11 protein-coding genes and 1 tRNA gene are annotated in these 11,258 nt (G+C 58.8%); 10 read left to right on the top strand and 2 right to left on the bottom strand.

What is annotated here, in order from left to right; genetic code table 11:
• Positions 1–21 precede the first annotated feature (21 nt).
• On the bottom strand, positions 22–156 hold the full coding sequence (gene rpmH, locus AC1DM5_RS14025; protein WP_016552555.1) for a 50S ribosomal protein L34: 135 nt from the start codon (positions 154–156) through the stop codon (positions 22–24).
• A 454-nt stretch (positions 157–610) separates the two neighbouring features.
• Between rpmH and AC1DM5_RS14020 the strand changes: the two genes are divergently transcribed.
• The 8 genes from AC1DM5_RS14020 (at position 611) to AC1DM5_RS13985 (ending at position 8,127) form a co-directional block, all read left to right on the top strand.
• Positions 611–2,602 (top strand): methyl-accepting chemotaxis protein, encoded by a 1,992-nt coding sequence (locus AC1DM5_RS14020; RefSeq protein ID WP_477819056.1) that lies wholly within the window; start codon positions 611–613, stop codon positions 2,600–2,602.
• 153 nt (positions 2,603–2,755) lie between these two features.
• Positions 2,756–4,276, top strand: a complete 1,521-nt coding sequence (locus tag AC1DM5_RS14015) for an ATP-binding protein (RefSeq protein WP_477819055.1) — start codon at positions 2,756–2,758, stop codon at positions 4,274–4,276.
• A 123-nt stretch (positions 4,277–4,399) separates the two neighbouring features.
• A tRNA-Arg gene (locus tag AC1DM5_RS14010) sits at positions 4,400–4,476 on the top strand.
• 495 nt (positions 4,477–4,971) lie between these two features.
• Positions 4,972–5,286 (top strand): hypothetical protein, encoded by a 315-nt coding sequence (locus AC1DM5_RS14005; protein ID WP_477819054.1) that lies wholly within the window; start codon positions 4,972–4,974, stop codon positions 5,284–5,286.
• A 201-nt stretch (positions 5,287–5,487) separates the two neighbouring features.
• Complete coding sequence (locus tag AC1DM5_RS14000; protein ID WP_477975142.1) at positions 5,488–5,859, top strand: cell surface protein; 372 nt, start codon at positions 5,488–5,490, stop codon at positions 5,857–5,859.
• A gap of 155 nt (positions 5,860–6,014) precedes the next feature.
• Positions 6,015–6,293: a hypothetical protein gene (locus tag AC1DM5_RS13995; protein WP_477819052.1), complete on the top strand. Its 279-nt coding sequence runs from the start codon at positions 6,015–6,017 to the stop codon at positions 6,291–6,293.
• Positions 6,294–6,785: 492 nt separating this feature from the next.
• Positions 6,786–7,451 (top strand): class I SAM-dependent methyltransferase, encoded by a 666-nt coding sequence (locus AC1DM5_RS13990; protein WP_477975140.1) that lies wholly within the window; start codon positions 6,786–6,788, stop codon positions 7,449–7,451.
• Between the two features lie 16 nt (positions 7,452–7,467).
• Positions 7,468–8,127 carry a TetR family transcriptional regulator gene (locus AC1DM5_RS13985; RefSeq protein WP_477819164.1) on the top strand — a complete coding sequence of 220 codons (660 nt, stop codon included), beginning with the start codon at positions 7,468–7,470 and terminating at the stop codon, positions 8,125–8,127.
• Here the strand turns inward: AC1DM5_RS13985 and AC1DM5_RS13980 are convergent.
• Positions 8,124–9,053, bottom strand: coding sequence for a LysR family transcriptional regulator (locus AC1DM5_RS13980; RefSeq protein WP_477819050.1), 930 nt, complete (start codon positions 9,051–9,053; stop codon positions 8,124–8,126). The genes AC1DM5_RS13985 and AC1DM5_RS13980 overlap by 4 nt on opposite strands.
• A gap of 128 nt (positions 9,054–9,181) precedes the next feature.
• On the opposite strand from AC1DM5_RS13980, the gene AC1DM5_RS13975 reads away from it, so the two are divergent.
• Both AC1DM5_RS13975 and AC1DM5_RS13970 read left to right on the top strand, forming a co-directional pair.
• Entirely contained in the window at positions 9,182–10,021 is an 840-nt protein-coding gene (locus AC1DM5_RS13975; RefSeq protein WP_477819049.1) for an oxidoreductase, read from the top strand.
• A 27-nt stretch (positions 10,022–10,048) separates the two neighbouring features.
• Positions 10,049–10,930, top strand: a complete 882-nt coding sequence (locus tag AC1DM5_RS13970) for an aldo/keto reductase (RefSeq protein WP_477819048.1) — start codon at positions 10,049–10,051, stop codon at positions 10,928–10,930.
• Positions 10,931–11,258 lie beyond the last annotated feature (328 nt).

Here is an 11,258-nt window from a genome sequence, read left to right as displayed (position 1 = left end):
TGCTATCGGGCAATTCCGGCCTTAGGCCGAAAGACGCTTGCGGCCGCGTGCGCGGCGAGCAACGATGACCTTGCGGCCGCCCTTAGTGGCCATACGCGCACGGAAACCGTGGCGGCGCTTGCGAACAAGCTTCGAGGGCTGATAGGTACGCTTCATTTATTTAAACACCGCGGAGTGCGGCCCTTCTTGAATTTGCATAATGCAAGGAGCGTGGTTTTTCGAACGGGCGAGGTCATAAAAGACCTGAAATGACCGGACGTGCGGCGGCTTATACAAATGAAGCCTGCCAAAGTCAATTATGACTGGCGGATTCCCTGGAGCTGCAGGGCGTATGGCAAGATTTCGCACTCTGGTGTTAACGAATTTGGTTATTCACTATATAGTTGTATATTTCATCCATAAGCTTCCAAAAGCTTTCAGCCGCAACTTTTATTCCTTGAAGATGCTCGGCCCGAGACAAAGCATAATGCGCGCAACAGTAAATATGGGTAATTTCTTGTAGTCGATATTGTTAATATTCGAAATACAACATTAACGAATTTACCCGATCTTTCGGTGCATCGGCTGGGAATTTGCTTTCCAGCCATTGTGCGAAGCGAGGGAGCGTTCAGTGAAAATTCGCGGCAAAATCAATCTTCTTGTCTCCGTCATGGGTGGCGTTGCGCTTCTGATCGGTGCCACCGCGCTGTCGGCGATGAGCGAGTACAACGCGAACCTGACTGCTTATGAGCATGCTGCGGCCCGCGCCTACGCAGGCGAACGTCTCAACCGCTTCGTCACCGCCGTCGTCATGGAATCGCGCGGCATCTATGCTGCAAAGAGCCTGGAACAGACGCCGGCCTTCGCTAAGGGCCTGATGGCCGATCTGGATGAGATCGACAAGGTCATCGCCGGTTGGGCGCCGCTTGTGCCTGACAGCGAGAAGGATACCTTCGCCAAGCTCATCGACCGCGCCAAGGAATTCCGCACCTTCCGCAGTGAGACAGCCCGTCTCGGCACGCAGGTGAGCCCGCAGGCCGCCAACGAGCAGGGCAACAACGACGCCAACCGCGCCAACCGCAAGGCTTTCCAGGCCGAGATCGACGCGATCGTCAGCACTGACAAGGCCGAACTGACTGCCGTCGACGACCAGATCGAGAGCTTCCGCAGCTGGATCCTGATGCTGGTGCTCAGCATCACCGGCATCGGTATTGCAGTCGGCGTTGGCATGGGCTTTTACATCGGTACCAGCCACCTGAGCCGGCCGATCAAGAAGGTGACCCAGGCGATCAAGGACGTCGCAGACGGCAATTTCCAGGCGGAAGTGCCCTTCGCCGGTCGCAAGGACGAAATCGGTGAGATGGCCGCTGCCGTCGCCATCTTCAAGGAAAACGGCCTCGTCATCCAGCGCATGAACGCACAGGAAGCGGCAATGCGTGCAAAGAGCGACGACCTGCAGTCCAGCATGTCCGTCGTCGTTGCAGCTGCTGCTGCCGGCGATTTCAGCCACCGCATCAACAAGGATTATCAGGACGAAAGCCTCAACCAGTTCGCCGGCAATATCAACACGCTGCTGTCGAGCGTCGATGCCGGCGTCGACGAAACCCGCCGCGTCATAGCAAGCCTTGCTGAAGGCGACCTGACGCAGACTATGCGCGGTCAATTCCAGGGCGCCTTTGCCGAATTGCAGAAAAACGTCAACAGCACGTTCGTGACGCTGCAGACGACTATGCGCGAAGTGCGCGAGACGACCGAAGCGATCAACGGAAATACCAACGAACTCAGGAACGCCAGCGACGATCTTTCCAAGCGCACGGAACAGCAGGCTGCCGCACTTGAGGAAACCTCTGCTGCTCTCGATGAGATCACAGCCGTTGTGCAGAACTCGACGGAACGCGCCCAGGAAGCAACCGTCATGGTCTCCGAGGCGAAGGACAATGCCGGTCGCTCCGGCGTCGTGGTCCGCAACGCCGTCGATGCCATGGGTCGTATCGAGCAGGCCTCCCGCGAAATCAGTCAGATCATCAACGTCATCGATGAGATCGCCTTCCAGACCAACCTGCTGGCACTGAATGCCGGCGTCGAGGCCGCACGCGCTGGTGAAGCCGGCAAGGGCTTCGCTGTGGTCGCCCAGGAAGTGCGCGAGCTCGCCCAGCGCTCGGCAACGGCCGCCAAGGATATCAAGGCGCTCATCAACAAGTCGGGCGACGAAGTGCAGGTCGGCGTCAAACTGGTCCAGGCGACCGGCAATGCGCTCTCGGAGATCGAGACGCGGGTCATCGCCATCAACGACCATATCCATTCGATCGCGACTGCGGCAAAGGAACAGTCGACCGGCCTCAAGGAAGTCAACACCGCCGTCAACCAGATGGACCAGGTGACCCAGCAGAACGCCGCGATGGTGGAAGAAACCTCGGCTGCGACCCACAAGCTGTCAGCCGAAGCCGATGGCCTCGTGCGCCTCATCTCCCGCTTCAAGGTTTCCAACGAAGCGCCCGTTGCCGTTGCCCGCCAGCAGCATCACCAGCCAGTCGCCTCTCCGGCGCGCCGCGCTATCGGTCGCGTCGCCCGCGCCTTCAGCGGCAATGCCGCTGTTGCGGAGCAGAGCTGGGAAGAGTTCTGATAGCCTTTACGACCGGGATCGGAACGCCGCCTGCGGGCGGCGTTTTCGTTTGTGACGACTTGCCGCTCCTCGCAAAGATTTGAAAGCGGAGCATTCTCGTCTAATATAAGAGCTCATTCTGATGGCGGCCTTTCGCCGCACGGACAAGACGAGATGCCGGTTCAAGACCAGGGCGAGCCTTCCAAGGCGGAAAACATCGTGGCCGGTGAGGCTGCCAAGGGTTCCTATCCGCGTGCCGGCATGTTCAGCCGCCTTTCCGGCAAGCTGCTCTGGCTCACCGTCTTCTTCATCATGCTGGCGGAAATCCTGATCTTCTTTCCCTCGATCGCGAGCATGCGCGTGCGCTGGCTCGAGGATCGGCTGAATACGGCCGCCGCTGCCGCAATCGTCATCGACGGCCTGCAGCCGGTGGATCTGCCGCGTGCGCTGCAGAAGGAGACGCTGGAGGCGACCGGCACCAAGGCGATTGTGCTGCGCAAGGACGGCACTTCCCGCCTGCTTGCCATGAGCGAAATGCCGACCTCGGTCGACGAATCCTACGATCTCAGCAACATCCCGCCATTGACCGCGATGCGCGACGCGCTGGACACGATGATCTTCGGCGGCAACCGCATGATCCGCGTCTATGGTGCGGTGGGCGAGACCAATACCGGCGTCGAGGTGGTCATGAAAGACCGGCCTCTGCGTAAGGCGATGTTCGTCTATGCCCGTAATGTGCTGCTGCTGTCGATCCTGATCTCGCTCTTTACCGCGACACTGATTTTCTTCTCCATCAACCGCATTCTCATCCGCCCGATCCGCAGACTGACGGGCAGCATGCAGCAATTCGCCTCCGATCCGGAAAATCCGCTGCACGTCTATGTCGGCGATGGCGGCCGTGACGAACTGGCTGTTGCCGGGCGCAATCTTACATCCATGCAGCTCGAACTGCAGAAGACGCTGAAGCAGCAGAAAAACCTTGCAGCACTCGGCCTCGCAGTCTCGAAGATCAATCACGACATGCGCAACATCCTGGCATCCGCCCAGCTCATGTCTGACCGCCTCGTCGATGTCGACGATCCCTTGGTGAAAAGCTTCGCGCCGAAGCTGCTGCGCACCATCGATCGCGCCGTCGGCTATACGACCGAGGTCCTCTCTTATGGCAAAGCGACAGAATCGGCGCCGCGCCGCCGCCGCATCCGTCTTTACGAGCTTGTGCAGGAGGTCAAAGATATCCTCGCCATCGAGCCACAAAGCGGCGTCGAGTTCATCGAGCAGATGGGGTCGGATCTGGAAGTGGATGCCGATAGCGAGCAGTTGTTCCGGATCATCCACAATCTCTGCCGCAACGCCCTGCAGGCCCTGACCTCGCCGGGCGAGCAGGGGGCTGGGATCGTCAGGCGCATCACGGTCGCCGCCCAGCGCGTCGGCAGCGTCGTCAGCATCACGGTGGACGATACAGGCCCCGGCATGCCGCTGAAGGCGCGCCAGAACCTGTTTGCGGCCTTCCGCGGCTCGGCTCGCTCCGGCGGCACCGGTCTCGGCCTCACCATCGCCCGCGAGCTGGTGCTGGCCCACGGCGGCACGATCGCGCTTGTGGAAAAGCCCTCGGTCGGCACGCAGTTCCGTATCGAAATTCCGGATCGCCCCGTTTCACTGGAAGATTACCGCAGCCGGTCGCACGGCGAAAAGTGATGCAATTTCCGCAAGTGAGCCTTGCCGAACCAAAGTCGCGATTTTTTTCGAATTGCTCTTGCATTGCCCGAAAAGACCCTTTAGAGAACCGCCCACGCAAGCGGCACGGCCGCCACTGCAGACGCACCCGTAGCTCAGCTGGATAGAGCACCAGACTACGAATCTGGGGGTCAGGAGTTCGAATCTCTTCGGGTGCGCCATTTTCCAATTGTTCATGGACATGACTTGGCAGCGGGCTCTTGATTGCGCCTGGCGCCGTTTGTCTTGTCGCAAGCAAATCGGCTTCGGCCAAATTGGGCCTTATTAGTCCCGGCCTCTCCACCACATCGACGATGTAAAATAATTAGGTGCGAACGCCATTGCGGCGACCGCAATTCCGGCGCCGATTACGCTCGTTGGCTTTATTCTGAAACTGGCGTGCAAGGTAATGCTATTCCCCGCGCGTAGATCGAACACTGACTTGATTTGCCGAGGATGCGAAGGACCGCAATCAAAGGCTCTTCTTCCTGAACAGCTGTTATTTTGACGCTCCGGTGCAGATAGTGCCGTGACCGAGCGGCCATTCTGAGGCCTGCCTCAAGCTTCGATGGGCGCACGATACCATAGCTCCCCACCTCCGCGCCTAGTTTCGCGCAACCTTCGGCGTCTATCTGCGGAAGCGATGGATTGTATCAGGCGAGAAGCCGGAGGGTTGGATGATGACGAGAATTGTTGGTGTCGTTGGTCTCGTCGCGATGATGGCTGCTCTGTCAGGCTGTGTCGATCGCGCCAATGCGCCGGTGCTCGTGCCGGTCGCTTCACCCGTCAATCCGCCTGGTGTCACCCACAGCCTCTGTATGTCCGATGCCAACGCAATGTATGATGAGGCAAACAAGCAGTACGACCTGCGTGCGCAGATGACCGGTCACCGCGACGCGGTGGAACGGGAAACCAATGCAAGCGGCGCGGCTCACAGGCAATATGTCTCCTGTGTCGCAAGCCAGGGCTACCGTCCTTTGTACGCGAATTGAGAACGGTGAATTCACACGGCTGATGAATTGTCGCAGGCGCCTGCTCCCGCGGCTTTTGCAAATCGCAATTTTTGATTTTTTGTGTCTTTCAGTCACGCCGGATCGCCTGCAATCACAAGTGTAGGAAGCCGCGTGTCGTGATGGAACTTCGCGCGCATAGAACGCATTTTTCTTGGGTAAATCCAGTAAGGAGGGTTTATCATGAAAATGCTTAATCTAGCCCCGTCCACCTTTGCGCTCAGCGCTCTTCTCGCCCTCTCGTCTACCGTTCCCGCGCTGGCGGCGCCCGTTCAGCAGGCCCGGATTCCGGTCCCGTCGAATGTGGAAATGGTGCAATATAAAGCACATGCCGGCTATTGGCATGGCTATCATGGATTCCGCACGGAACGCCCCGGTACCCGCCGTCACTCCGACGGCTACTGGTATCCGCTTGCCGCGTTCGGCGTTGAAGCCGGCACCACGGGCTCGATTGTCCGCGAACCCGTTAACCGCCCCGAGCCGAAAACTATGTGCAACCCCTCGTTTAGTGGCACGATCGGTCCCGGAAGCATGCCGTGCGACGACGGCTATTGAGCCGGCAAAGAAAAAGGCGGCCAAAAGCCGCCTTTTTCTTGTCCGCAATCGGAACTCACGTCGTCGTGATCGCCGTTTCAAGGCAGTAGAATATGACAATTCCGCTTCCTAGCTCCTTGGCGTAAATTCCAACCATCCTCCCAAGGAGACAAGAAATGATCAATGTCGTGAAGAATGGCTTCGTGGCCGTAGCCTTTGGCGCAATCATCAGCGTTTCGGCTTTCGCATCTGCCAACGCTGCCCCGGCGCAACAGCAACAGCAGGTCGTAAAGCAGCAGAAGAACACGACCGCTCGCAATGAGCCCCACACCACGGGTTCGGTCAATGGTGCTTCCAGCAGCTCCGAACCTTACCAGTATGGCCGGAAGAAGTCGCTCAACATGGCTTGCGGCCTGCGCTTCAACCCGACCAGCAGCTCGGGCTGCAACTACTGAAGGCGGCTTGAAGGATAAGGCGAGGGGAAGGGACTGACATCCCTGTCGCGAAAAGAGGGCAGCCTTCATGGCTGCCTTTTTCGTTGCGACGCCGCTCTTCGCATCCGGCAAGCGCCTGGCCGCTGTGGCTCCGCCAGCGCTTTTTCGCCTTTGGCAATGTCGCGGTCGGCAATCATCACGCGCGCCCCCTTTCTGACCATCCGCTCGCCACCTGGAAGCCGATTCCGGAAGGCCCGCCTGTTGCCTCTGCGCGCCTTTCGTCCTGCCGGGCCATATCCCTCGCGGCCAAATTGCCGTCTGTCACTCTCCGCAGTCGTCGAAATGCGATAGATTGCACTTATTGCAAAAATGCAATAGATACAAAAATACACAAAATGTTGATAGGGAAGACGTGCGTAAAGACCATGGATTGACGGGCCTGCCTTGGAATTGCCATGCTGCAAGAGATCGTCGCTTCGATAGTCAATCGCATTTCAAACGGGTGGGAAAATCATGATAGCAAAGACTGCATACTCCGATTTCCTGCATTTTTTTCGCTCCTGGCTGAGTAACCCGCTGAGGGTGGCGGCCATTGCGCCCTCCGGCGATTCGCTCGCGCGGATCATGACCAGCGAGATCGCGGCGCTGGACGGTCCGATCATCGAGCTCGGGCCAGGCACCGGCGTCTTCACCCGCGCGCTGCTTGCGCGCGGCATCAGCGAATCCGATCTGACGCTCATCGAATATGGTCCTGAATTCATCGGGTCGCTTCAAAAGCGTTTTCCTGATGCACGCATCCTGCAGATGGATGCCGCCCATCTGGCGCAGGCCGATATTTTCGAGGGTGAACCTGTCGGCGCCGTCGTGAGCGGTCTGCCACTGCTTTCCATGTCGCCGCGCAAGATCGCTTCGATCCTGGCAGGCGCCTTCGTCTATATGCGGGCGGGCGGCGCCTTCTATCAGTTTACCTATGGACCGCGCTGTCCTGTGCCGCGTCCGATCCTCGATCGCCTGGGCCTGAAGGCGACGCGCATCGGCGGCACGGTCCGCAACCTGCCGCCGGCTTCCGTCTACCGGATTTCGCGCCGCAAGCCGCTGGAGCTCTCGCGTGAGCGTTTCAAATATCGCAGCAGCGGAGTGGATATGGAGATCGCCGCTTTCTCCGAAGCGGATGACTGAATAACATCTGATGGAAATGACAGAGAAGAAATTGCCTGAAGGCGTCGAGGGCAGGCGCGAGCGCAAGCGGCGCCAAACCCGCGAGCGCATCGAGCAAGCAGCGATGAGCCTCTTTCTGGAGCGCGGCTTCGACGCGACGACCATCGAGGAGATCACCGAAGCAGCTGACGTTTCGAAGCGCAGTTTCTTCGATTATTTCCCGTCGAAGGAAGAAGTTGTCTTCGCCTGGCAGGATTCCTTCGCTGACCGGTTGATGGCGGCGATCGCCGCCCGCCCGGCCGGTGAGTCTGACGTCAAGGCGGTCGAGGAGGCCCTGATCGTCACTGTGACCGCTTCGGCCGACGAGCGCGCCATGGCGCTTGGCGAACTCATCCATTGCACGCCGACCCTCAAGGCCCGCGATCAGCTCAAATATGCCAAGCTGGAGCAGAAGTTGACCGAGGCGCTGATTGCCCGCAAGGGCGGCGATCCTGAAGCGCGGGCGCACATGCGTTTGCTTTCGGCAATCGTCATCGGCGCACTGCGCGTTGGCAGCGAGGTCTGCCAAGAGCGCACCCAGGGTGTTTCGATGGAGGGCGTTTCAATGGAAGCCTTCGCACGCGAGATCTTTGGCGAACTCTGGACGATGCTTGCCGAATTCGGCGAAGAGACGAAAGCCCTCAATTCTATACGCTAGATAATCACGCTTTCCGTTGCCGGCGGCGCTTCGGATCGATGCTTTCTCAGGAAATCGATGAGCGCGCGCAGCTTTGCAGGCACCCGCCGGCGATCCGGATAATAGAGCGTCAGGCCTGACAGCGGCGGGCTCCAGTCGGCAAGGATCCGTACGAGCCGGCCATCTTCAAGAAAACGCTCGATATAGCCGTTGATCATGTAGGAAATGCCAATCCCATCGAGGGCTGCCTGTGTGAGTGCTGCGGAATCGTTGAGGATCAGCCGTGGATGGAGCGTAATATCGACGCGCTCGCCATCTTTCTCGAATTCCCAGCGTTCGACCTGGCCGCTCGTCACGAAACGAAAGCCGATGCAATCATGCTGCAGCAGGTCGCGTGGATGCTTCGGCATGCCGCGCCGGCCGAGATATTCCGGCGAGGCGATCACATGGGCGCTGATCGGCGGGCCGATCGGAATGGCAACCATATCCTTGGCCACCGTCTCGCCGAAGCGGATGCCGGCGTCGAAGCCTTCCGCGACGATATCGTTCATCGAGGCTTCCATCTTCACCTCGACCTGAATGTCAGGATAGGCATCCAGAAAATCGCGAAGCAGCGGTTGGATGGCGATCATATAGCCGGCGCGCAGCACATTTAGCCGCAGAAGGCCCGCCGGCCGGCCGACATCCGCGTCAAGATCCTTGCTGGCGGCCGCAAGTTCGCCGAGGGCGGGAAGCACCCGCTCCAGATAGCGGCCGCCGGCTTCCGTCAAGCTGACGCTGCGTGTGGTGCGGTTGAAGAGCGGCATGCGCAGCCGGCTCTCCAGCTTGCTGATCGTCTGGCTGATGGCTGATGGCGAAACACCAAGCCGCACGGCGGCGGCTGAAAAACTCTTTTCCTCGGCAACGACGACAAAGGTCGCCATGCCGTCGAGCATGTCCTGGCGCATTCTATCCTCCATTTCCCGACGTGAGATTAGTAAGTTTCTCTAAAAAGGCTATCGCCAATTAATGAGATTATCGAAATTATCCGGAAGGCCTACCTTCCCTCCATCAGCAGCACAATGGAGTGAAGGCCATGACAGAAAAAACCAAAATCCTTTTCATAACAGGCGTTTCCACCGGCTTCGGCCGCGCTCTCGCTCAGGCCGCTCTCGATGAAGGCCACAAGGTGGTTGGCACTTTGCGCAATGAAGAAGCCCGCAAAGCGTTCGAAACACTGAAGCCAGGCTTTGCTTTCGGCAAACTCCTCGATGTCACCGACACCGCCGCGATCGCGCCTGTCGTCGCCGAAATCGAAAAAGAGGTCGGCCCGATCGACGTTCTCGTCAACAATGCCGGCTACGGTCATGAAGGCCTCGTCGAGGAATCGACGATGGAAGACCTGCGCCACCAGTTCGAGGTCAATGTTTTCGGCCCGGTGGCTGTCATGCAGGCGGTGCTGCCCTATATGCGCAAGCGCCGCAGTGGCCATATCCTCAATGTCACCTCGATGGGCGGGATCATCACCATGCCAGGCATCGCTTTCTACCATGGCAGCAAGTTTGCCCTCGAGGGCATTTCCGAGAGCCTCGGCAAGGAGGTCAAGAGCTTCGGCATCCATGTGACGGCCGTCGAGCCTGGTGGTTTCCGCACTGATTGGGCCGGCCGCTCGATGGTGCGTGCGGAGCGTTCGATCGAAGATTATGATGAGGTTTTCGAGCCCTTGCGCCAGCGTCGCCTCGAACGCAACGGCAACCAGCCGGGCGACCCCAAAAAGGCTGCAGCCGCAATGCTGACGCTCATTGCATCCGATAATCCGCCGGCCCATCTCTTGCTGGGGCGGGACGCAATCAGCCTCGTTCGTGAGAAGCTTGGGTCTCTCAAGACCGAGTTCGACGCCTGGGAGCAGGTCTCCAGCTCCACCGATTTTGAGTGATTTGATTGACCAAGAGAGGAAAATACGATGACTGATTACAACGCAGCGAAATCCGGCACCTTCAAGATTGGTGGCGATATGGAGGTCAACCGCCTCGGTTTCGGCGCCATGCGTATCACCGGCGACGGCATCTGGGGCGAGCCCAAGGATCACGCCGAATCGATCCGCACGCTGAAACGTCTGCCGGAACTCGGCATCAACTTCATCGATACGGCCGATTCCTACGGTCCTGACGTTTCCGAACAGCTGATCAAGGAAGCGCTCCACCCCTATAAGAAGGGTCTCGTCGTCGCCACCAAGGGCGGCCTCACGCGCCACGGTCCGAATATCTGGCTGCCGCTCGGCCGTCCGGAATATCTGATCCAGCAGGTGCACAAGAGCCTGCGCAATCTCGGCGTCGAGCAGATCGATCTCTGGCAGCTTCACCGCATCGACCCCAAGGTTCCCGCCAAGGAACAGTTCGACACCATCAAGTCGCTGCTCGATTCCGGCCTGATCCGCCATGCGGGCCTCAGCGAAGTCTCTGTCTCCGATATCGAAGCCGCTTCCAAGGTCTTCAAGGTCGCCACGGTCCAGAACCGCTACAATCTCGTCGACCGCACCAGCGAGGATGTGTTGGACTATTGCGCAAAGCACAATATCGGCTTCATCCCTTGGTATCCGCTGGCTGCCGGCGATCTTGCCAAGCCGGGCTCACTGCTCGACACGATTGCCAAGAAGCACAATGCCGCCCCGAGCCAGATCGCGCTCGACTGGGTGCTGAAGCGCAGCCCCGTCATGCTGCCGATCCCCGGCACCTCCAAGGTCAAGCACCTGGAAGAAAACGTCGCGGCCGTAAACATCACGCTGTCGGACGAGGAATTCAAAGCCCTCGATGCCGAAGGCAAGAAGCTATTCAAGGCTGCCTGATAAGCATAAAATCAGTCGTGAAACGGCCGCGGTTTCAGCCGCGGCCGTCTTCGTTTCGCGCCTTCATTTCCCACGCGACACCGGTCCCCACCTTTTGCCTTGGACGATCAGCCCTATGTCGACTTCATGCGCGAGCATTTTTTGCCCAATAATTTGACCAACTGATCAAAGATGCCGCAAAATGAGGCGGAGGCGTGACGCCAGTGAAGCAAGCATTGCGCCAAATGCATTGCTGCATTGCGGTAATTTCGCTATTCTCCATCAAATGAATTAGGTATTAATGATCTCGAAGGCAGCGCACTCCTCCTCCCAGCGCTCCTTCATCGGA

Source organism: Rhizobium sp. 01T437 (genome assembly GCF_056398505.1).
This window is presented reverse-complemented; position numbering and strand designations above follow the sequence as displayed.

What these genes read in the sequence shown, in the direction of transcription:
- AC1DM5_RS13970 (WP_477819048.1), top strand. Translation starts at nt 10,049, where the DNA reads ATGACTGATTACAACGCAGCGAAATCCGGCACCTTCAAGATTGGTGGC.
- rpmH (WP_016552555.1), bottom strand. Translation starts at nt 156, where the DNA reads ATGAAGCGTACCTATCAGCCCTCGAAGCTTGTTCGCAAGCGCCGCCAC.
- AC1DM5_RS14015 (WP_477819055.1), top strand. Translation starts at nt 2,756, where the DNA reads ATGCCGGTTCAAGACCAGGGCGAGCCTTCCAAGGCGGAAAACATCGTG.
- AC1DM5_RS14000 (WP_477975142.1), top strand. Translation starts at nt 5,488, where the DNA reads ATGAAAATGCTTAATCTAGCCCCGTCCACCTTTGCGCTCAGCGCTCTT.
- AC1DM5_RS14005 (WP_477819054.1), top strand. Translation starts at nt 4,972, where the DNA reads ATGATGACGAGAATTGTTGGTGTCGTTGGTCTCGTCGCGATGATGGCT.
- AC1DM5_RS13995 (WP_477819052.1), top strand. Translation starts at nt 6,015, where the DNA reads ATGATCAATGTCGTGAAGAATGGCTTCGTGGCCGTAGCCTTTGGCGCA.
- AC1DM5_RS13990 (WP_477975140.1), top strand. Translation starts at nt 6,786, where the DNA reads ATGATAGCAAAGACTGCATACTCCGATTTCCTGCATTTTTTTCGCTCC.
- AC1DM5_RS13985 (WP_477819164.1), top strand. Translation starts at nt 7,468, where the DNA reads ATGACAGAGAAGAAATTGCCTGAAGGCGTCGAGGGCAGGCGCGAGCGC.
- AC1DM5_RS13975 (WP_477819049.1), top strand. Translation starts at nt 9,182, where the DNA reads ATGACAGAAAAAACCAAAATCCTTTTCATAACAGGCGTTTCCACCGGC.
- AC1DM5_RS13980 (WP_477819050.1), bottom strand. Translation starts at nt 9,053, where the DNA reads ATGCGCCAGGACATGCTCGACGGCATGGCGACCTTTGTCGTCGTTGCC.